The following is a 21,095-nucleotide window of genomic DNA, read 5'->3' on the forward strand; positions in this document are numbered from 1 at the left end:
CTATTGATTTGTTCCTGTCCCGGCTGCCGCGGAACGTCCGAAAAAAACGGACCCGCGGACGCCTCGATGTTCCTTCTCGTATTCGTCTTGTATCCTAATCCTTTCAATGATCTCTTTCTCATTCCGCCCCGGGTCATCCCCGAAAGCGAGTGCAAAGGTACGCACTTTTTCCGAATATGCAAGAAATGGGGGAAACTTTTTTCGAAGTTTTTTGGACACCGGAGCGCAACCGGCTGGAATACAGTGGAATGCGGACGAAAAAAAATGAAAGACGGATCAAGGAGAAGGAAAGGCCTGCACATTATATATAATATATGCGCGCACGAAAGAAAAGAAGAGAAAAATAAGGGGAAAGAAAAAAAGTGGATGAAAATGTCGTAAATTTCCATTTTTTACCACAATGATAAATCCGAAGCGAACCTAAAGGCCTACTTTTGCAAACAACTCAATAATAAAAAATCAGATTCTATGCATCTCACAAAAGAAGAACAATTATTAGCAACAGGAAAGATTCCTGCGCTATTCCGAAAATTTGCAATTCCAGGGGTGATTGGGTTATTGTTTATTGGGCTTCAGCCAATGATTGACGGTGCCGTGCTAGGAAACTATGTCGGGACAGAAGCCTTGGCAAGCATCAGCATCTTTGTCCCGATATATACATTCATGACTGCACTTGCCGTCGTTGTTGGTGTAGGCTGCCAGGCCATTGTCAGCATGTCATTGGGGAGCAAAGACTACACAAGAGCACATAGTGCCTTCCGTACACCTTTTTGGTCGCTGTCTGCCCTAGCTCTTGTCATGGGATGCGTTTTCGTGCTTGCAGCAGAACCGCTGTGCCGTTTTTTGGGCGCAAACGAAGTATTGCTCCCCTACACTGTGTCATATGTGCGGGCATTCTCCTTGTTTTTCCCGTTCATGCTGCTCACATTCTTATGCGATTATATGCTGAAAGCCATGGGACGCCCCTATTTTGCCATGCTTGTACTCGGAGGCACCGTCTTGCTCAATCTGCTTTTGAATATTCTTTTTGTCGGCGCATTCGGATGGTCCACAGCAGGATCCGGATTAGCTACAGGCATCGCATTTACCAGCGGGTTTGCAGTCATGGCGCCAACCCTACTTAAAAAGAACAGTCTGGTCAACCTCAGAAAAGGACATTTCTCCTTCAAGCTGTTAGGAGAAATGACGTACAACGGCTCATCAGAAGGGTTGTCCGAATTGTCCGCCGGCATAACGGTTTTGCTTTTCAACTGGGTGATGATGCAGACTTGGGGAGAAGTCGGAGTGGCTGCATTCACAGCCATCAACTATCTGTTGAACTTGGGTATCCAAATGTTTATCGGATTATCGGATGGCATTGTCCCAATTTTGTCCTTCAACTACGGAGCCGGGCATCTGAACCGGGTGAAGGCTACACTGCTCCTAGGCTTCAAGACCAACACAGCCATCGGTATCATCCTGTTCTGCATCATGTTTTTCGGAAATGAGTTTATCATTTCCCAATTCTTTGCAGACGGAGGAAGCGATGTGCTGAAGATAACCTCCATCGGAGCAAGCATCTGCGCCTTTGCCTTTCTTCTGAACGGTTCCAATATCCTGTCGTCCAGTTTTTTCACTTCACTTGGCGATGCACGGACCTCCGTACTTGTATCTTTGCAAAGAGGCCTGCTGTTCGTTGTTTTAGGAATCATGATCTACCCCATTCTTTGGGGAGATAACGGCATATGGCTTACGGTTCCGCTGGCAGAGTTCTTCACCTTCGTATCCAGCATGTATCTGCTGAAAAAAAGACTGAACAAATGGCTTGTCAATATTCACGTATAAAACATTTACTGACATGAAAGAATGGATTAAGGTACTTTCCGACAGAGAGGGTCTGAGCGAAGATGAAATTCATTTGCTGACAGACAACCAGGAAAGAAAGAGTTTCGCAAAAAATGAAATCGTCGCCCACGAAAGATGGAATATCGTTCAGCGGTTCACGGATAGACCGCAGCATGGGCTTTTTTAAGCTGGACAAGCAGTTCGGAGGCCGTATCGCCGAGGGCTTGGAATGGAGAAACAATCTGTACCATACCCGACCAACGGCTGAAAGCGGAACAAGCCAAACGGAAACCATATATGAACCGGACAATTCATTTGAACAGACGGATAAAGCCTATTCTACCGATGGCCATGCAGAAGCATCCGGCAGCGGAACTTTCGCCGATGCCGATACGAATACAGGCATAGTCCAAGTGGGCATCAACGCACTTATCGAGTTGTGCGTCCAACCTCACCAAGCCAAGGTTTCATCCGGCGGTGGCGGTGGAGGAAACGAAAACGGCTGGGGCGAGAACGACAAGGAAAAGAAGAAACATAAACCAATAAAGATGAGAAGATGAAAGATAACTTGCAGAACATAGCCGACCTTATCGGGGCATTGGCGGAGGACATCGAGGAAATCAAGAAGATACTGGCCACAAAGGACGCTCCGGACAAGGACGAGGCGGTAAAAAGGCTTGCGTCGGATCTGGAGCCTGTCATACGTTTCTTTGGCGGCAACACGCCGGAGAACATCAACGGCATTTTCGGGAGCAAGGAAGCCATCGAGGACAGCAAAAGGTCATTGGGCGATGAAATGATTGTGAGCTTGCAGGCATACACCGATGCCAACGACAAGAATATGCGCGAGCGTGGCATCCCCACCACCAAGGATTTGCTCTACAAGATATTGGAAATGCTTACTGACCACGTGAAGCAAGACAAACAGATTTCACAAAAGGCACAGCAAAAGCAAGGCTTCACACGGAAACTTTGGCAGGCAATCCGCCCAGACAGAGCGATAAGCGGTATCAGGCGGCTATGGGACAAAATACCCGATGGCTGGTACAAGAATCCTTACGCATGGTCTGGTGTCATTTTCACGCTCGTGTTCTTTGCCCTGTTTGCCATTAGTTGGGTACGATGGCATGAATACCGGGAGGAAAACAGGCAGTTGAGAACGGTTGCTGACAAGTACCAAGTGACCACGGTCATGCTCAACGAACTGTACCCTGAACTGGCCGTGACCGTCGGGGCATACGAGAAGCTGGTGGAAACGGTTGGAGTGGATTCCACTTTGACGATATTCAGGAAGCAACTCAGAGTTGTTCAAGAGGCATCGGACAACAAAAACAAATAAATTCGGAAAGAGCAAAGAGGCGGGCAAGTAAAGTTTTTGGATGAAAAGGAAAAATATATTTGGTTGTATGCAAATCTTTGCTTACCTTTGCAGCACGAGAACCCCCAAGCCTCTTAACAATGCTCAAATCGGGGGTCGTTTTATTTTTATACCCCAATGACAATAAATTTCCCGAAACAATACAACAGCCCGGAGGATTTGGCCGAGTTGCTATCCCAAAGAGGACTTGTTTTCGATGACAAGGAGCGTGTCTGCCGATATATCCGCAACATAGGCTATTACAGGCTAAGCGCATACTTCTATCCTTTCCTTGAAATTCCTAAAGACAGGCAGATTTTCAAGCAGGGAAGCAGCTTTGAAGCGGCAATCAAACTTTATCGGTTCGACAAGAAACTCCGTCTTTTCATGTTCAATGAGATTGAGAAGATTGAGGTTTCCCTACGCAGCACCTTGGCCAATGTCGTGGCGAAAGAGACCGGAAACATCTTTTGGATGACTGATGCTACCTTGTTCTCCAATCCCAACAAGTTCAGCCGCACGATGGAACTGATAGACAAGGAGGTCAATAATTCAAAGGAGGATTTTATCCTGCACTTCAAGAGCAAGTACAGCAATGCCTATCCTCCGGCATGGATGCTCGTGGAGATATTGCCGATGGGTGTCGTGACCCGCATCTATGAGAATATCAAGTCCAATCCGTTGAAGAAAAAGATTGCAGCCTGTTACGATTTACCCGCTCCCGTTTTTACTTCATGGCTGACAGTCATAACGCTTACCCGAAATTCCTGCTGCCACCACGCAAGGGTATGGAACAGGCAATACGCCATCAACCCGATGGTAGCACGGAAAATGAAACGGCCTTGGATAAGCGATGCTGTACCCCCACATAGGACATTTTATGAAATCTGCATCATCAAGTGGTTTATCGACATCATATCGCCCCACAACGATATGAAGCAGCATTTCCTATCCTTGCTGGAACAATATCCAAGCGTAGATTACAAGGCGATAGGCATCCCACAAGACTGGCAGGATGAACCGCTATGGCGTTAAAATGTTTTTTGTTTGATAATTTCTTCAAATAAATATCTGAAATCCTTATTCCATTGTAAAGTATAACATGGAGACAACATCCAATTTTCATCCGCATTTACCCTTGTAACCGATACTCTCCCGGCGTTTTCCCGACTTTTTTCTTGAACAGCCGACTAAAATAGGGCAGATATTGAAACCCTAATTCTTCCGCCACTTGCCCGATGCTCTTTGAGGTGTCAAGCAGGCGGTCTTTGGCAATGGAAATAACCGTGTCTTGGATGTATTCCTGCGCGGACTTTCCGCACTCTTTCTTTATCAGGTCGCCGAAGTAGTTGGGCGAAAGGCAAAGTTCGGAAGCAAAATACTTGACCGTAGGCAAGCCGGACTGCATCGGCTGGCGGGAGTTGAAATAATCGTGCAACAGTTTCTCGAAACGGGTCAGCAGGTCGGTATTGACTTTTTTACGGGTAATGAACTGGCGTTCGTAGAAGCGTGTGCAATAGTCCAGCAGCAACTCAATATAGACACAGACCAATGTCTGGCTGTGGTTGTCTATCGGATGATTGAGTTCTTCCGTTATCTTGTCGAAACAGTCGAGGATGATGTGTCTTTCCCGTTCGGAGAGGTGTAACGCCTCGTTTACATCGTAGGCGAAAAAGGTGTATTTCTTCATCTTTGTTGCCAACGGCGTGCCGACAATCAAGTCGGGGTGAAACAGCAGCCCCCAACCTTGCGGTTGGAAGATTTCTTCCGTTGCTTCCGCACCGATAACCTGTCCCGGAGAAATACAGACAATGCTTCCTTCCTGATAGTCGTAATACTGCCGTCCGTAGGTCAAAGTTCCGTTCTTCGCCTCCTTCAGGAACACGGCATAAAAGTCTATGTTGAATAGGAAACTGTGTATGGGCGACAGTTTGGGAAAGTCGATAATGCTCACCAATGGATGCAGCGTTTCCACGCCCATATACTTGTTGTATGCGTCTATATTTACTCTTTCTACTTTCTTCATAAGTATTCTTTTCTTGTTTGCTACTGCAAATATAAGGTATTGTTTTCTAATAGTTTCACCCTTTATCCAGATTTCAGTTATCCGTATCAAACGTTCAGTAATCAGTATAACGGCTTTCGGTAGGGAACGCTGTAATTTTGCATCGTCAGATAAAAACAAAGGATTAGATTATGGAACTGAAACATCTTACGGAACGGCAGGCGCACATCGCCTTGATTTCCATTCATACGGCTATCACCACCACCGACGTGGAGGGATTGAAGAAAGTCTTGGCAGATGCTCTGGACTTCGGCATGACCATCAACGAGATTAATGAGGAGATTGTACATCTGTATTGCTACGTGGGTTTTGCTCCGGCATGCCGGGCAACCACTGTGTTTATGAACCTGGTGAATGAACGGCGCAGCAAAGGCATACACGACGAGCAGGGACGAGAAGCATCGCCCCTTGACGAGAGCGAAAGCAAGTATGCACGAGGTGAACGGCTGCAAATGTTTTGCGCGGGTATGACGGCAGAACAATTGCGCAGCGGCTTCTTCGGTTTCAATCCGTTGCTGGACTTCTGCCTGAAGGAGCATCTTTTTGCCGACCTCTTTGCTCGTGACCTGCTTTCGTATGTCGAGCGGGAGATTACCACCGTGTCTGCCCTTGCCGCTATCAAGGAGCCAATGGTGGAATCGCACTACGGCGGTGCGCTGAATGTCGGCGTGACGGAGAAACAGCTGCACGAGATACTGATGCTCATTGAGCAGGAAGTATCATTTGAGGCTGCGGAAGTTGGCTCGCAACGGTTGGAGCATACATTGCAAGCACGAAAAGGAAAATAAGAATAACCTATGGGAAGTGCGTCAGAGAAATGGAAAGGTCATGTGGCTGTCCTGTGTGCCAACTTGATATTCGGACTGAACATTCCGATAAGTAAGGCTCTGCTTAGTCAATGGATGACGCCGTTCGGATATATGGCATCACGTACTCTCGTGGCAACTATTATCTTCTGGATTATACAAAGTTTCTTGCCCAAAGAGAAAGTATCCCCGAAAGATTTGGCGATTATCGCTATGGGCGGTATCATGGGATTTGTCGTGTCGCAATCCCTGACAGCAGTCAGCCTGCAATACACCTCACCTGTTTATTTCTCGCTGATTGTAGCATTAAGTCCGCTGGTCGTGATGCTACTTGCCGCCATATTCCTGAAAGAGCCGATTACTGGAAAGAAAATGGCAGGCGTTGTGTTAGGTATTGCCGGGGCATTGCTGATGATTGCGCAGATAGACAATTCCGCATCGGGTAAAAACAATCTGTGGGGAATATTCTTTGCGGTTATCAGCGTAACAGCATTTTCCGTTTATCTGATAATCATCCGCTCGGTAGCGCAGAAATACACCACGGTGACGCAAATGAAATGGATGTTCCTCTTTGCGGCAATCATCCTTGTTCCATTGGGCTGCACCGAATATTCCGAACAAGCACTCTTTTCTACTTCATGGGGCTGGACTGGCGTATGGGAGTTGGCGTTTGTTGCAATATTGGCTACATCCATCGCCTATTTTCTCACCCCTTTCGGCATGAAATATCTGAGGGCGACCACCGTCAGCGTCTATATGAATTTACAGCCGATTGTATCATCCGTAGCTGCAATCTGCATCGGGCAGGACATTTTTTCATGGGACAAGCCTCTGGCGGCGGTGCTGGTTATCGCTGGGGCATACGTGGTATCTACCAGCAGGGCAAAAGAAACAGCATGAATATTAAATTATGAAACAGAAAGAATTATTGGCAGGCAAAGTCGCCCTCGTAACGGGCGGCAGCAGCGGCATCGGCTTCGGTACCGCCAAAAGACTAATGGAAGAAGGCGCATTCGTCTATATCACCGGACGGCGCAAGGAGGTATTGGAACAGGCAGCCGCCAAGTTGGGCAGCCGCGTAAAAGCGGTGCAGGCGGACATTTCCAACAAGGACGATATGCTCCGGCTGGCGAACATCATCAAGGAGGATAACGGAGGACTTGACATCATCTTCGCCAATGCAGGCGGAGGCAAGGCTATCCCGTTTGAGAAGGCAACGGAAGCGGACTACCGCCGCACGTTTGATGTGAACGTATGGGGCACGTACCTCACCGTGCAAACCCTGCTGCCTATCCTGCGTGACGGAGCTTCTATCATCCTGAACGCTTCTATCACGGCTTACATGGGATTGCCGGGCTTTGGCTTATACGCAGCCACGAAAGCTGCCGTCCGCTCCTTTGCCCGCAGTTGGACGACCGACTTGAAAAGCCGTGGCATCCGTGTCAATGCCGTCAGTCCGGGTGTGATACCTACCGAGGGGTACGAAGTGGTGCAGGGCATGAGCGCTGCCGATGTGCAGGCATACGCCGACCGTGTTTCTTCGGAAATCCCACTTGGGCGTGTCGGCACAAGCGAGGAATTGGGCGATGCCGTGGTATTCCTTGCGTCGGATTTGAGCAAATACATCACGGGCATCGAGTTGACGGTTGATGGCGGCATGACGCAGGTTTATGCAGGAAAGAATTAACATCAATAGAAAATACAATGGAGAAAATAAAGTTAAACAACGGCGTGGAAATGCCTATTTTGGGGCTGGGCGTTTACCAGATGTCCAAAAAAGAGTGTGAGAACAGTGTGTGCGAGGCTATCCGTCTGGGCTATCGCTCTATCGACACCGCATCGGCTTATTGCAATGAGGAAGCCGTAGGCAGCGGCATCAAGAAAAGCGGCATCGACCGCAAGGAACTGTTCATCACCACCAAGCTGTGGATTAAGGATGCAGGGTACGAGAGTGCACGGGCGGCTGTGGAGAAGTCGCTACGCAAGTTGCAGACCGACTACCTCGACCTGTACCTCATCCATCAGCCTTACGGCGATGTGTTCGGCGCATGGCGGGCAATGGAGGAAATGTACAAGGAGGGGAAAATCCGGGCTATCGGGCTGAGCAACTTCTTCCCCGACCGCTTCATGGACTTGACTTTGCACAACACGGTCATCCCGGCGGTATGCCAGATGGAGGTGCATCCCTACTGCCAGCAAATCGCGACGCAGCAGTTCCTCGGCGGATATGACACATGTCTGGAGGCATGGAGTCCGTTCGCGCAGAATCCCGCCATCTTCCAAGACGAAACGCTGAAAGCCATTGCCGCCAAGACAGGCAAGAGCGTGGCACAGGTCATCTTGCGCTGGCTCATCCAACGCGGTATCATCGTCCTTACCAAATCGACGCACACCGAACGGCTGCGCGAGAACATGGATGTGTTCGACTTCGAGCTGGATGCCGACGACATGGCAACTATCGCCAAACTTGACACCGGACGCAGCACCATCTTCGACCATCGCGACCCGGCTTGCGTCAAAATGATTTGTGAGGCACAATTCGATTATTAATCATTCAAATTTATCATTATGGAATACATCAAACTTGGAAATTCAGACTTGAACGTATCCCGCATCTGCATGGGATGCATGGGATTCGGCGACTCTACGCAGGGACCTTGCACATGGACTATCAACGAGGAACAGTCCCGCGAAATCATCAAGCGTGGATTGGAACTGGGCGTGAACTTCTTCGATACCGCCATTGCTTACCAAAGCGGCACGAGCGAGCAATACGTGGGACGTGCCCTCCGCTCCCTTGCCAAACGGGAAGATGTGGTGGTAGCCACTAAGTTCCTGCCGCGCACCGCCGACGAGATTGCCGCCGGGATCAGCGGGCAGCAGCATGTGGAGCGTATGCTTAACAAGAGCCTTGAAAATCTCGGTATGGACTATGTGGACTTGTATATCTGCCACATGTGGGACTACAACACGCCCATTGAGGAAATCATGGAGGGCATGAACAACGCGGTAAAGGCTGGCAAAGTACGCGCCATCGGCATCTCCAACTGCTTTGCCTGGCAGCTTGCCAAAGCCAATGCCATTGCCGAGCGTAACGGCTGGACGAAGTTCGTCTCCGTGCAGGGGCATTACAACCTGCTGTTCCGTGAGGAGGAACGCGAAATGGTTCCCCTCTGCGAAGAAGATAATATCGCCCTGACCCCATACAGCGCACTGGCAGGCGGTCGCCTCTCCAAGCGTCCGGGCGAGACATCGAAACGTCAGGAAGAGGACGGCGTAGCCAAGATGAAGTATGACGCCACCGCCGAACAGGATGGCGTTATCATCGCCCGTGTTGCCGAACTTGCCGACCGTTACGGCGTGACGATGACTCAAGTTGCCCTTGCATGGCTCTTACAGAAAGTAGCTTCACCCGTAGTCGGCGCTACGAAGCTGCACCACATTGAAGGAGCCGTCACCGCCCTCGACCTGAAGCTGACATCGGACGACATGGCTTATCTGGAAGAAATGTACATTCCGCACAGACTGGTGGGTGTCATGGCACTCAACAAGAAGAAGCCGACGGAGAAGGCTACTTGGTCCACGGGGAATCAGGTAATCAAGTAAACATCTCAAATAAAATATCTCCCTGTGTATTAAGCAACAGGGAGATGTTTTTTATAATATAAAAGATTTGACAAAGAATGAAATAAACGACTCCTTTTTCTTTTTAAGGGGAAACATCCATGTCACATCGTTAACAGGACATCGAAACATAATTTTTCTCTCTGCTTTCCTATGCGGAAGTGTTTTAAGGACACATTATGATATATTGATTATGCAGTAAGGTATATGGTGCTAAAATGGTACTAAATTGCAAACAATGTTCTTATTTATAATTGTAAAGAGCATAATATCAGTTTATTATAAAATTTCTTATATTGTCGTCCACAAGGAAGAGATCGACAGCAACGTCTATATCATAACCAAAGGCATCTGGAGAGCCTATCACTTCAAGTATGGAGAAGAAGCCACTGCATGGTTTGCCACACCGGGAGAATTGGTATTTTCCGCATGGGGATACATATCCGACAAACCATCCCGCCTGTCGTTCGAATCCATGACAGAAAGCGAAGCGATCTGCCTTTCCAAAGAAGAGCTGCACAAGCATTTCTACTCATCGATAACGATGGCCAATCTGGGACGCAAAATGCTGGAAAACTTTATCCTGCTTTACGAAAACTGGCTCATGGATTTGTGGAAACAGAATGCTTTCGAACGCTACATGACTCTTTTAAACGAATATCCGGAAGTCATTCAGCAAATTCCAATGAAATACATAGCTTCTTATCTAGGCATCACAGTGCAATCATTAAGCCGCATCAGAGCCTCGCTGAACGAAATGAAATAAAGGATGTGTCAAAACAAAAGTTGGCTATCAAAAAGCAATGACTAAGGGAACGAAGTGAAACATCTCGCATGTACCAGCTTATGCTTCCGAAATTCTTCGCTTTGTCACCAATGACAAAATGAAAGTTGGTTCATGTTTCGACACACCTTCCAACAGACAGCCAGAGTTGCCTTTCCTGCCCCTTCGGACAAGAAAGGCAACCTGCTCTTCAACTTCCAAACAGAATCAAAATAAAAATCCAACAGGCTCTTCTTCCCAAGGCTTCATTCCACTCCTTATTCTACACCACCGCCCAAGGCATGATACAAATTGATCATTCCCTGTATCTTATCAAATGCGTCATTTGCTTCTGTCAGTTCTGCCTGCAACAGGGCCTGCTGAGCCGTCAACACTTCCAGATAGCCGGATGCGCTGCTATACTCCATCAGTTTCCGCGTGTCATTCACGGCCGACCGCAATGCTGCCACCTGCTCGCCGACAATCTTCAGCCGTGAGTCTGCGGTCTGCCATTGCATAAGCGCGTCGTTCACTTCATTCCCGGCTTTCAGCAAGCTCTGGCGGAAAGAAAGCAGCGCTTCTTCCTGCCGCGCTTTGGCAACACGCAAAGCGGCAATATTTTGGCCCCGGTTAAAGAGAGGCTGAACCAACGAACCTACTGCACCCAGCAACCAGCTGCCCAGATTAATGATTGCCGCCCCATTATTGTTGGTCCATCCTGCCGAACCGCTCAATGTGATGCCCGGATAGAAAGCAGACCGGGCACCGTTCGTGCTATAAAATGCCTGAGCCAAAGCAGCTTCAGCCTGACGCACATCGGGACGGCGCCTCAGCAACTGCAAAGGCACGCCCACCGACAGTCTGTCAGGAAAACACTGGCCCTTGAGTGTGGTACGCTCAATACGGCCGGGAGTCCTTCCCAACAAAGCAGACAGGGAATTTTCCTGTGCCCGTATCTGTTTCTGCAACGTCAGCACAGAGGCCTCCACCGCCAGTTTGTTTGCCTTTGCCTGTGCTACGGCAGCCTCTGTCGCCTCTCCTACCCGTTTCTTCGCCTCATAGGTGCGGAACACCTCCGCCCACGACCCGGCCGTACGGCGGCTGATATCCAACTGGCGGTCGAGTGTCAGCAGATTATAATAACTGTTGGCAATGGTAGCGATAAGCTGCGTCTGCACCGCCTGACGGTATGCATCGCTTTGCTCCAAGGCAGCTTTTGCCCCACGCTTGGCATTTGTCAGTTTCCCAAAAAGGTCGACTTCCCAACCGGCAGAAGCGGCAATAGTATATGTTTTGTCTGTTTTTGTGTGGTCGTAGCTGTTCAGCTGTCCTTGCGGATTCAGCGACAGGGAAGGCAGATAAGCAAGCCGCGACGAAAACAATGCAGCTTCCGCCTCCTTCACTCGCAAGCGGGCGATGCCCAGATCGGCGTTATTCTCCAGTCCCTCACGGATGAGCGACTGCAACCGGAGGTCAGAAAACAATTCCGTCCAAGGCAGGGAAGCGATAGAAACTGTATCCTCCGCCTGCACATCCTCGCCGTAAAGTCCGTCAGTCTGTATGTCAGGACGCGAATAAGGTTTATAGATATGGCAGCCCGCCAGCAGGATGACGGCACTGCACAAGATAAAGATCCGTTTCATCATTCTTTCTCTTTTTTCTTTTCTTCAATGGCTTCTATCTCACTCTGTATTTCCCAATCGGGATTCGGCAGAAACTCTACTGGCTTCACCCGCTCCTGTATATACTGGAACAGGATGAAAAACACGGGCACAAAGAACAGGATGGCAAGAATGCCGAATATCATGCCACCTACAACGCCCGAGCCCAACGACGAGTTACCGTTGGCTCCCGCACCGCTGGCGAACATCAGCGGCAGCAAGCCGAATATCATCGCCAGCACGGTCATCAGGATGGGACGGAAACGGACACGAGCCGCAGCCAGTGCTGCCTGTACAAGCGACATGCCTGCCCGACGGCGGTCTGCCGCATACTCCGTAAGCAGAATAGCGGTCTTTGCCAGCAGTCCGATCAGCATGATAAGCCCTGTCTGCATGTAAATGTTGTTCTCCAGTCCCATCAGTTTGGCGAAGACAAAACTGCCCATCAGTCCGAACGGCACAGCCAAGATAACGGCAAACGGCACAAAGAAACTTTCATACAGTCCGCACAGGATAAGGTAGACAAACACCGTACATATCAGAAAGATGACGGCAGTATTGTTTGTGGTCTGGCTCTCCTCGCGGCTGATGCCCGCAAACTCATATCCGTAACCGCGAGGCAACACTTCGGCTGCCGTTTCACGGATGGCATTGATTGCATCCCCCGAGCTGTATCCCTGCGCCGCCTCACCATTGATACCCATCGCACTGTACAAGTTGAATCGCGCCAGCGATTCAGGACCGTACACCTTGGTCAGCGTGACAAACTGGCTGAGAGGAGCCATCTCCCCATTGTTCACCCGAGTGAATATCCTGTCAAGCGATTCCGGCGTGACACGGTATTCGGGCGACGACTGGATCATCACGCGGTAAAGTTTGTTGAAGCGGTTGAAATTCGACACATACTGGCCGCTGTAATACCCTGCCAGCGTAGAGAGCACAGCATCAGCCGTCGTGCCCGCTCTTTGGCACTTGACTGCATCCACCTCAACCAGATATTGCGGAAAATTCACGTTAAACGTAGTATAGGCAGATCCGATTTCCGGCCGTTCCGACAGTGCAGCAATAAAGTCCTGCCCCACCGAATAAAGCTCATTCACGCTGCCGCCCGCACGGTCTTGCAGGTAAATCTCAAAACCGTTGGCCACACCGTAGCCGTCAATCAGCGGAGGAGCCATGGCAAAGATGTTCGCATCAGGGATGTCGGCTGCAAACGCATTAATCTTTGCAAGCACCGCATCAATCGCCTGTTCTTTGTCCTTGCGTTCGCTCCAGTCGGTCAGCATGGCGATAACCATGCCGCTCGACGGTCCGGCACCTCCAATCAGTCCGTATCCGGCCGTTTCCGAAGCAATCTTGATTTCGGGAATGCTATCCAGCTTCCGTTCGATCTTTTCCATAATTTCTGAAGTGCGGGCAATGGAACTGCCCGGAGGCGTAGTGACGTTCACCATCACACTGCCCATGTCCTCATCGGGCAGCAGTCCGGTCTTGGTGGTGTTCATCATCCAGGCCAGAGCAGCCACAGCGCAGGCCAATATGCCCACAGCCATCCAGCGCCGGCGGATAAAAAACAGCACGCCTCCCATATAATGGTTGGATACCACACCGAATGCCGCATTGAATGCCGTGCGGAACCTTGCGGCAAAGTTCTTCTTCATCTGCCCTTCTTCATCCAGGTACGGACGGAGCATCAGCGCACAGAGAGCGGGCGAAAGCGTAAGGGCATTGATGGCAGAGATACCTACAGCAGCAGCCATGGTCAGACCGAACTGCATGTAGAATGTGCCGCTGGTGCCTCCCATCATCGACACGGGAATAAATACCGCCATGAAAACCAGCGTGGTGGTAATGATGGCAGAGGTGATGCCGCCCATCGCGTCAAACGTAGCCATATAAGACGACTTGTATCCCACATCGAACTTGGCCTGCACCGCCTCGACCACGATAATCGCATCGTCAACCACAATACCGATGGCAAGCACCAAAGCGAACAGTGTCAGCAGGTTGATGCTGAAGCCCGCAACCGACATGAAAGCGAACGTACCGATCAGCGACACCAGAATCGAAATGGCGGGAATCACCATCGACTTCACATCCTGCAAGAACACGTAGGTGATGATGACCACCAAGAGGAATGCCTCGAACAGTGTCTTCACAACCTGATGCATGGAAGCGTCGAGGAAGTTTTTCGTAGAGTACAGTTCGGCAAACTCTACCCCTTTAGGCAGATTTTCCGACATCTCCTCCACCTGCGCGTCAATCTGCGTAATGACTTCCGTAGCGTTCGATCCTGCCGTCTGATAAACCATGAACAAGGCACCGGGCTTTCCGTTGGTCATGCTCCTGTAGTTGTATGCCTCATCACCCAACTGAATGCGTGCCACATCCTTCAGACGAAGCACTTCGCCTGTGGGAAGCGACTTGATGACAATACTGCCGAACTCTTCCGGCGTGACAAGACGGCCCTTGTATTTCATCGTGTACTGGAATACACCTTCGTAGTTCTCGCCGAACGAACCTGTAGCCGATTCGATGTTCTGCGCATTCAGCGCCGAAGTCACATCACCGGGCACCACGCCGTACTGGGCCATCACATCAGGCTTCAGCCAGATGCGCATACCGTAGTTTGAACCAAGCAGGGTGACTTCGCCCACCCCAGTGATACGTTTCAGCGAAGGGATGACATTGATCTGCAGGTAGTTGTTCAGGAACTGCGTATCGTAGCTTCCGTCCGGGCTCCACAGTGTGATAGCCTTCAGCATGGATTTCTGCTGCTTGTTGGTAACAACGCCGATACGCGTCACATCGCTCGGCAACTGTCCCTGCGCCTTGCTGACGCGGTTCTGCACGTTCACAGCCGCCATATCGGGATCAGTGCCCTGCTTAAAATAGACCGTAATGTAAACATCGCCTGCATTCGAAGCGGTAGAGTAGATATAGGTCATGTTCTCCACGCCGTTGATGGCTTCCTCCAGCGGCACAATGACGGACTTCAGCACCGTTTCGGCGTTGGCTCCAGGATAGCTGGTGGTCACCTCCACCGTAGGCGGAGCGATGTTGGGAAACTGTTCGACCGGCAGCGTCACCAGTGCGATGCAGCCCAACAGCACAATCGCTACCGAAATAACGATGGAAAGAACCGGGCGTTCGATAAATGTTTTCAGTTTCATACGCTTTCTCTTTTATTGTTTGACTGTTATGTCCATACCGTCCTGCAACAGACCCACGCCTTCTGCCACAATGGTTTCGCCGGCATCCAGCCCGCTACGGACGATATACAGCTTCTCATCGTTGAGCGGAGTAACCTCTACCGGAGCAGACTTTGCCTTGCCGTGCACGACACGATAGACAAACACCTTGTCCTGTATTTCATAAGTTGCCGCCTGCGGTATGGTAAGCGCGCTGTCCACAGTTTCCGTAATCAGCACATTGCCTGCCCCTCCGCTATGCAACAGTCCCGCAGGATTCGGGAAAGCTGCACGGAACGAAGCCGCTCCAGTCTGCATATCCAGCACACCGCTGATGCTTTCCACACGTCCGTACCGGTCATAGAGGCTCCCGTCATTCAGCCGCAAGCCCACAGGAGGCATCTGCTTCAGCGTTTCTTCCACCGATCCGTAGCGCCGGACCAGCGAAAGCAGCCGATTCTCCGGCATCGAAAAATAGACATACATGACCGAATTGTCTGACACAGTGGTAAGCGGCTGCGCAGAAGAAGAGCTTACCAGCGCTCCCACACGATAGGGAATCGTGCCCACCACTCCATCCGCCGGACTAGTGACGACGGTATATGAAAGATTGTTCCGCGCATTCACCTCCTGCGCTTCGGCCTGCGCCTGCTGCGCCTTTGCCGTGAGGAGCGCATTTTCAGCCGTGCTCAGTTCAAATTGAGAAATGACACGCTGGTCAAAAAGTTCCTTCTTCCCGTCATAAGTGAGCTGCGCCGTAGACACGCTGGCTGCGGCAGCCCTCACATTGGCCAGTGCGGTCTGAAGCGCAGCCTGATACGGTATCTGGTCTATCACGAAAAGTGTCTGTCCGCGCCGCACCCGCTCGCCTTCCGTAACAGCAACCTTCACGATCTTGCCGGACACTTGCGGATAAATCTCTATATCCTGCCGTCCGCGGATAGAAGCAGGATAGTCATCGGTTGTTTCAACAGGCGAAACGCCAACCGTAAAGACCGGGTAGGCCTGCGGCTTACCTTCGGTAGTTCCATTCTTGCAGGATGCCAGGCATATACTGCACAGCACAGCCCACACACAAATTTGCTTTTTCATATTTCTGTATAAAATCTGTTTTGCAGGCGCAAAGGTAGGACGTTTTAAAGCCTGGACTTATGAACAAATACGTACAAAAAGGATACTTTTGAAAACAGAAAAACAGAAAAAGACGATAAATTTCTATTTTTGCAGTAAAAACAGAAACAGGTATGCCTGAGAAAAAGAAAACGTTTGTATACAGCACTTCCGACTGGAAAGATGTGAAAGGAAAGAGTATCCGCACAGACGGGTGCATCCTGATCTTCTGTGAAGAAGGGATGGCCACGGTTTCAGCAGAGTTCAAGCCCCGCACCGTCAGGAAAAGGGATGTCATACTGATTTTCCCCGATACCATGCTTGTCGTAAACGATGTGTCGGAACTGTTTTCCGTAAAGCAGATTGAGATTTCGTCCGAAATGTTTGACGAAGCTACATTTACCCTTTCGTCGCAGTTCTTCGACCTCCTCTATGACAACTCGATCTTTCACTCCACGCCCGAACAATGGAATCTGGTGGAAACATGGGAGAAACAGTTTCTATGGATTACGCAGTGCAGCGCGGAGAAGTCAGCGTATATGATGCTGCGCAATCACATGCAGAACTTTTTCATCGGACTGGAAAGCATTGTCGTTTCCGAAAGCCGGTCACAGATACAGCCGATAAGCTCTACACGCCGGCTCTTCAACCGTTTTTGCAGCCTGCTGGTGGAGCACTGCCATTCGCGCCACGACGTGAAATTCTATGCCGAAAAGCTCTGCATCACGCCTTACTACCTGTCAAGGATAACCGCCAGAACCATCGGCGTTACTCCCAAAGAACTGATTGAAAGGCAGATTATTCTGGAGATGAAACGGCTGCTCACCACCACCGACATCTCGGTGAAGGAACTTGCCGTGCTTTTCCATTTTGATACGGTGTCTTATATGGCACGCTTCTTCCGGAGGCACACGGGCTTCACACCCAATGAATACCGCAAGCTCTGACACGGACAACAAAGACGCATGTCTGCAACATGCCGGCCTTTTCTTCGGAAAAAGAAGTTTATCTCCAGGCTGGAGATGTGTATCTTCAGGCTAAAGACATATATCTCCAGCCTAAAGATTTGCATCTCTAAACTGGAGATAAAGCACGCCACGGGAAACCGCCCGTTGGATAAAGAAACAAAACACGAAATCCTACTATTCCGAATCCAGATTCCAGTAAACGACAAACCGCTGGTGATGGACATCATACAAAGGCGACAGGCGTTGTCCGCCGGCTGTTTCAAAGTTCAGCCCCCCATCCGTGCGTCTGATATTCTTTCCGGGACGCTTTCTGTCGCACTTCAAGACGACAGGCAGATCTGCCGGTATATGGTAATCATACGTATAATAATCGTTGTACCGGGCAGGGTCAGAAAACGGAGCAGGGGCTTCCATTCCCGCCGTTCCCAATTTTCCAGCCAAGACTACGGGACCATACAACAATGCTGCAACATCCGGATTGTCAGGAGTCTGTTCCAGACGAAAATCCATCGGATATGTCAGTTCAATGCTGTCGCCGTCTTTCCATTCACGGTCGAGCACAATATAAGCCCCCGGCTTCTGCCCCACCTTCACCTTTTTCCCGTTAATGCAGACAGACACCTTTCCGCTCCAGGAAGGATAACGCAGATAGAATGCGGTGCGTACGGGCTGTTCCGCAGAAACCTCCAGCTTCACACACTCGCTTTCCGGAAAATCCGTTTCCATGCGCACACTCATCCCCCTCTCTTTCCAGTGCAATACGGAAGGAATGAAAAGGTTCACATACAATCCTTCACGGTTATGATAGTAGATGCTCTCAGCATATTTGGCATGACTCTCAAACCCGCTTCCTACACAGCACCAGAAAGACTGGTCGGGAGTGCTGTATACCTTGTGCGTTCCGGATTTCAACGGAAGGAAATAGGCTACCATGCCCGTTGCGGGATCCTGCTGGCCCAATATATGATTGTACAATGCACGCTCGTAATAGTCTGCCACCTTGACAGAAGGATTCCAGCAGAACAGATGGCGGCTGAGCTTCAGCATATTATACGTACAGCAAGTTTCACCCGTATATCCGGTGATATGCTTTGAAAACTGATCCGGATCAAAATAATGCTCCTTGTCACTGCTGCACCCGGGAGCGAAAGTATGCCTGCCAATCATCGTATTCCAGAAAAATTCGCAAAGCGACCTGCTTTCCCCGTCGCCCGAAAGCTCATAGTTGCGCGCTTCGGCCAGTACCTTCGGGATAAACGTATTCGTATGCTTCGTCCCCAAGTCGTCCTTTTCCTCTTTCAGCGGGTCGATCACTTCATTGTGATAGAAGAATCGGGCAAGCCAGCGGTAACGCTCGTCGCCGGTCAGCGCATACAAGTTGTAGAACGATTCATTGATGCCGCCGAACTCATTCCGGATCATCTTCCTGCGGGTAGCCTCATCCAACGGCCGAAGCTTCTCGTAGGCCCAGTCCCCCATCCGGCACACAACTTCCAGAGCCTGCGGATTGTCTGCATAAAGATACTGGTCTATCAGTCCCGAAAAAATCTTATGAAGCGTATACCAGGGTGCCCACACGCTTTCGCCGCGAATATTCCGGTTTATCAGTTCCTCAGGAAACGCGCTCAAATAGCCGTTGCCGTATGCCTGTTGAACTTTGGCCAGCCCTGCCACCAGGCTGTCCCCCTTCAGCTTGAACACATTGCCTCCCGTAGCGGCATACATCAACGAATAGGCAGACAGCAGATGGCCGGTGATGTGTCCGCGAAGCTCACAGTCCAGCGACTCCCATCCCCCCAGCTTCTTCACGGTCATATACCCTCCTTCACGGCCCGCAAAGACGCCCGACGTGGTACGGAAACTGTGAAGCAGCCTGTCGACCCCGATAGAAACCATCCAAGCCGAATCACGCTCCAAATTCTCGCGGAATCGGCTGGGAAGCAGGCGCACATCCTTCAATTCAAAACATGCGGCAGACTCTTCCGCTTGTGAAGCAACTTTCAGTTTGTTCTGAAACAAGCCGGGGTAAACAGACTGTGCAGAAAGCAGCCCGCAAACGCCCAAGGCTAAAGTTGAAAACAAAAGTCTTAATTTCATAACGATTACAGTTTATTTCTTTATATAAAAACTCCGCTCCACCGGCTCAGCCGTAGCGACCTTTCCGCCGATGCCATATTGCCAGGCTACGACCGTCACCTTCACCGGATATTTCGCCCGGGGAGGAAGCTCCGACAACATCACCTTGCCGCCAACGATTTCAGCAGGGCCTTCTTTCACATAGTAATAAACAGGAAGCCCGCAATCGGACACTGCATGAAGCTCCACTGCCGTTGTACCTGCCTCCACATCATCCAGCCCCGGAAAAAGGATGTGCTGCCGCCTGCCTGCACGGTTCCGATACGGTATCCTCATCGTAAGCTGCTGAACGGCACTCTTATAATGGGTGTCTCCCTTTTGGCTGGCAAGAAGCCATATATCATTCGTCCTCCGCTTGTTGTACATTCCCATGCGATAGAAGCGGACGGCAAACGTTGTGTCATTCACCTTTTCTGCCGGACCGCAGATCCTGTCGACATGAATCTCTCCCGATGCGTGATCATCCGAAAAAGAAGACCTCAGCGAATCGGTAAATACTCCTTTCAGATGAAACGTCAGTCCATCTGCTTCGGGGACAAAATCCATCACAATGCCCGCATGAAGTTTCGGGTCGTATTCAAGCAGCTTCCCATGCTGAACGACTCCCAGGTATTGCATCTTCTTCCCTTCCGATTCCTTGTAACGCCTTTCGGTCAGCTCTGCCATTTCCCTGTCAAAGTACCAGAAGGCATCATGCCTGTCCCCTCGGTACAAAGCATAAGGAGCCGGCTTCGCACGTTTTCTGCCGTCGGCACGCCAGCGTTCGGCAAGCCACCCGTCTTTCACCCTGACTGGCTTGAGTTTGACCGGCCTGTCAACAGGCTGTCCGGCAGGGTAACGCGCATCAAGCGACTTTTTCAGGAACAAGGCGATGTATGAGGCAGTCTGTTCGCTGATATCGAAATGCCCGCGGCCCGCATCACACAAAAAAGAAATGCAACTCTCCGGATACATCATCCGGAAAGCCAAAGCCGGATTGACCCGCGCTTCCCACCATTCGTACTCGCCCTCAACCATCAGCCCCGGAATGCCGTCGATGTTGCGGTTTCTCCCCCACTCCAGATTCTCTCTTCCGTAGCCGCACAGATTCGTTCGCGGCGCGTCCCCGTGAAAAGAAATCACCGCCAATGTGCGCTCCGGATTCCATGCCGCAAAATTCCACGGGTAAGTAGCCATGGCAGAATGTCCCAAAGGCACAATCGGAACGTATTTCAATTCAGTATATCCGCTGACATCCGCCAATTCATCCATCATCGCTTCAAACGCCTTCTGCACTCCCGTCGACACGTTCCATTGCTGGTCGAGCCCCGGAGTAATCCAAACCAGCGCTATGCCTGCCTTCTCCAGTTCCGTACGGAAAGAGGGCATCTCAAAAAGAGGCTCTTCCGTCATGTTGTGCTGTCCCATCACCACGGCCTTCACCTGCCGGCAAGTGGGAGGAATCCACAAAAACGCACGTGGATGTCCGTCGGTTTCAGCAGAAACCATCTCTTTGACGGCAACAGACCATTGCCACTCGGCAGCAGAAAGCCGGAAAACCAGCAAGGCCAGCAAAACAAAAATCCACCTTTTCTTTTTCATATCCTATCT

At 50.4% G+C, this 21,095-nt stretch carries 16 protein-coding genes and 1 pseudogene; 11 read left to right on the top strand and 6 right to left on the bottom strand.

Features of this window, described 5'->3' with window-relative positions; all coding sequences use genetic code 11:
* The first annotated feature begins 468 nt into the window (after window positions 1-468).
* The 4 genes and pseudogenes from NW212_RS13110 to NW212_RS13125 all read left to right on the top strand — a co-directional run bounded on the left by NW212_RS13110 (window position 469) and on the right by NW212_RS13125 (window position 4,216).
* Entirely contained in the window at window positions 469-1,824 is a 1,356-nt protein-coding gene (locus tag NW212_RS13110) for an MATE family efflux transporter (RefSeq protein WP_258339089.1), read from the top strand.
* 128 nt (window positions 1,825-1,952) lie between these two features.
* A pseudogene (locus NW212_RS13115) lies at window positions 1,953-2,384 on the top strand (mobilization protein); the annotation flags it as partial.
* Window positions 2,381-3,163, top strand: a complete 783-nt coding sequence (locus NW212_RS13120; RefSeq protein WP_258339091.1) for a hypothetical protein — start codon at window positions 2,381-2,383, stop codon at window positions 3,161-3,163. The pseudogene NW212_RS13115 and the gene NW212_RS13120, both read left to right, overlap by 4 nt.
* Before the next feature lie 156 nt (window positions 3,164-3,319).
* Window positions 3,320-4,216 carry an Abi family protein gene (locus NW212_RS13125; RefSeq protein WP_258339092.1) on the top strand — a complete coding sequence of 299 codons (897 nt, stop codon included), beginning with the start codon at window positions 3,320-3,322 and terminating at the stop codon, window positions 4,214-4,216.
* Between the two features lie 97 nt (window positions 4,217-4,313).
* Here NW212_RS13125 and NW212_RS13130 read toward each other — a convergent pair whose 3' ends face one another.
* Window positions 4,314-5,207 (bottom strand): AraC family transcriptional regulator, encoded by an 894-nt coding sequence (locus tag NW212_RS13130; RefSeq protein WP_258339093.1) that lies wholly within the window; start codon window positions 5,205-5,207, stop codon window positions 4,314-4,316.
* A gap of 170 nt (window positions 5,208-5,377) precedes the next feature.
* On the opposite strand from NW212_RS13130, the gene NW212_RS13135 reads away from it, so the two are divergent.
* The 6 genes from NW212_RS13135 (at window position 5,378) to NW212_RS13160 (ending at window position 10,442) form a co-directional block, all read left to right on the top strand.
* Window positions 5,378-6,034 (top strand): carboxymuconolactone decarboxylase family protein, encoded by a 657-nt coding sequence (locus NW212_RS13135; protein ID WP_258339094.1) that lies wholly within the window; start codon window positions 5,378-5,380, stop codon window positions 6,032-6,034.
* Window positions 6,035-6,043: 9 nt separating this feature from the next.
* On the top strand, window positions 6,044-6,952 hold the full coding sequence (locus tag NW212_RS13140; RefSeq protein ID WP_258339095.1) for a DMT family transporter: 909 nt from the start codon (window positions 6,044-6,046) through the stop codon (window positions 6,950-6,952).
* Between the two features lie 10 nt (window positions 6,953-6,962).
* A complete protein-coding gene (locus NW212_RS13145; RefSeq protein ID WP_258339096.1) occupies window positions 6,963-7,739 on the top strand; it encodes an SDR family oxidoreductase in 777 nt (258 codons plus the stop codon).
* Window positions 7,740-7,756: 17 nt separating this feature from the next.
* A complete protein-coding gene (locus tag NW212_RS13150) occupies window positions 7,757-8,602 on the top strand; it encodes an aldo/keto reductase (RefSeq protein ID WP_258339097.1) in 846 nt (281 codons plus the stop codon).
* An 18-nt stretch (window positions 8,603-8,620) separates the two neighbouring features.
* On the top strand, window positions 8,621-9,658 hold the full coding sequence (locus NW212_RS13155; protein WP_258339098.1) for an aldo/keto reductase: 1,038 nt from the start codon (window positions 8,621-8,623) through the stop codon (window positions 9,656-9,658).
* Window positions 9,659-9,914: 256 nt separating this feature from the next.
* Window positions 9,915-10,442 (top strand): Crp/Fnr family transcriptional regulator, encoded by a 528-nt coding sequence (locus NW212_RS13160; protein ID WP_258339099.1) that lies wholly within the window; start codon window positions 9,915-9,917, stop codon window positions 10,440-10,442.
* A gap of 275 nt (window positions 10,443-10,717) precedes the next feature.
* Here the strand turns inward: NW212_RS13160 and NW212_RS13165 are convergent, their stop codons facing one another.
* The 3 genes from NW212_RS13165 to NW212_RS13175 are packed head-to-tail and all read right to left on the bottom strand — an operon-like array spanning window position 10,718 to window position 16,383.
* Window positions 10,718-12,082 carry an efflux transporter outer membrane subunit gene (locus NW212_RS13165; protein WP_258339111.1) on the bottom strand — a complete coding sequence of 455 codons (1,365 nt, stop codon included), beginning with the start codon at window positions 12,080-12,082 and terminating at the stop codon, window positions 10,718-10,720.
* Window positions 12,082-15,273: an efflux RND transporter permease subunit gene (locus NW212_RS13170; protein WP_258339100.1), complete on the bottom strand. Its 3,192-nt coding sequence runs from the start codon at window positions 15,271-15,273 to the stop codon at window positions 12,082-12,084. Before NW212_RS13170 ends, NW212_RS13165 begins: the two co-directional genes overlap by 1 nt.
* 12 nt (window positions 15,274-15,285) lie before the next feature.
* Window positions 15,286-16,383, bottom strand: coding sequence for an efflux RND transporter periplasmic adaptor subunit (locus NW212_RS13175; protein ID WP_258339101.1), 1,098 nt, complete (start codon window positions 16,381-16,383; stop codon window positions 15,286-15,288).
* A gap of 152 nt (window positions 16,384-16,535) precedes the next feature.
* On the opposite strand from NW212_RS13175, the gene NW212_RS13180 reads away from it, so the two are divergent.
* On the top strand, window positions 16,536-17,348 hold the full coding sequence (locus NW212_RS13180; RefSeq protein WP_258339102.1) for an AraC family transcriptional regulator: 813 nt from the start codon (window positions 16,536-16,538) through the stop codon (window positions 17,346-17,348).
* Between the two features lie 195 nt (window positions 17,349-17,543).
* Here NW212_RS13180 and NW212_RS13185 read toward each other — a convergent pair whose 3' ends face one another.
* On the bottom strand, window positions 17,544-19,466 hold the full coding sequence (locus tag NW212_RS13185) for a glycoside hydrolase family 127 protein (RefSeq protein ID WP_258339103.1): 1,923 nt from the start codon (window positions 19,464-19,466) through the stop codon (window positions 17,544-17,546).
* Window positions 19,467-19,478: 12 nt separating this feature from the next.
* The gene (locus tag NW212_RS13190; protein ID WP_258339104.1) at window positions 19,479-21,086 is read right to left on the bottom strand and encodes a hypothetical protein; all 1,608 of its coding nucleotides are present in this window, start codon (window positions 21,084-21,086) and stop codon (window positions 19,479-19,481) included.
* Window positions 21,087-21,095: the final 9 nt, after the last annotated feature.

This window comes from Bacteroides sp. ET225 (assembly GCF_024733745.1).
GTDB classification, from domain to species: domain Bacteria; phylum Bacteroidota; class Bacteroidia; order Bacteroidales; family Bacteroidaceae; genus Phocaeicola; species Phocaeicola excrementipullorum.

Coding starts and splice junctions, on each gene's coding strand:
- NW212_RS13125 (WP_258339092.1), top strand. CDS start 3,320: ATGACAATAAATTTCCCGAAACAATACAACAGCCCGGAGGATTTGGCC.
- NW212_RS13170 (WP_258339100.1), bottom strand. CDS start 15,273: ATGAAACTGAAAACATTTATCGAACGCCCGGTTCTTTCCATCGTTATT.
- NW212_RS13190 (WP_258339104.1), bottom strand. CDS start 21,086: ATGAAAAAGAAAAGGTGGATTTTTGTTTTGCTGGCCTTGCTGGTTTTC.
- NW212_RS13165 (WP_258339111.1), bottom strand. CDS start 12,082: ATGAAACGGATCTTTATCTTGTGCAGTGCCGTCATCCTGCTGGCGGGC.
- NW212_RS13180 (WP_258339102.1), top strand. CDS start 16,536: ATGCCTGAGAAAAAGAAAACGTTTGTATACAGCACTTCCGACTGGAAA.
- NW212_RS13120 (WP_258339091.1), top strand. CDS start 2,381: ATGAAAGATAACTTGCAGAACATAGCCGACCTTATCGGGGCATTGGCG.
- NW212_RS13130 (WP_258339093.1), bottom strand. CDS start 5,207: ATGAAGAAAGTAGAAAGAGTAAATATAGACGCATACAACAAGTATATG.
- NW212_RS13140 (WP_258339095.1), top strand. CDS start 6,044: ATGGGAAGTGCGTCAGAGAAATGGAAAGGTCATGTGGCTGTCCTGTGT.
- NW212_RS13185 (WP_258339103.1), bottom strand. CDS start 19,466: ATGAAATTAAGACTTTTGTTTTCAACTTTAGCCTTGGGCGTTTGCGGG.
- NW212_RS13175 (WP_258339101.1), bottom strand. CDS start 16,383: ATGAAAAAGCAAATTTGTGTGTGGGCTGTGCTGTGCAGTATATGCCTG.
- NW212_RS13155 (WP_258339098.1), top strand. CDS start 8,621: ATGGAATACATCAAACTTGGAAATTCAGACTTGAACGTATCCCGCATC.
- NW212_RS13160 (WP_258339099.1), top strand. CDS start 9,915: ATGTTCTTATTTATAATTGTAAAGAGCATAATATCAGTTTATTATAAA.
- NW212_RS13145 (WP_258339096.1), top strand. CDS start 6,963: ATGAAACAGAAAGAATTATTGGCAGGCAAAGTCGCCCTCGTAACGGGC.
- NW212_RS13110 (WP_258339089.1), top strand. CDS start 469: ATGCATCTCACAAAAGAAGAACAATTATTAGCAACAGGAAAGATTCCT.
- NW212_RS13150 (WP_258339097.1), top strand. CDS start 7,757: ATGGAGAAAATAAAGTTAAACAACGGCGTGGAAATGCCTATTTTGGGG.
- NW212_RS13135 (WP_258339094.1), top strand. CDS start 5,378: ATGGAACTGAAACATCTTACGGAACGGCAGGCGCACATCGCCTTGATT.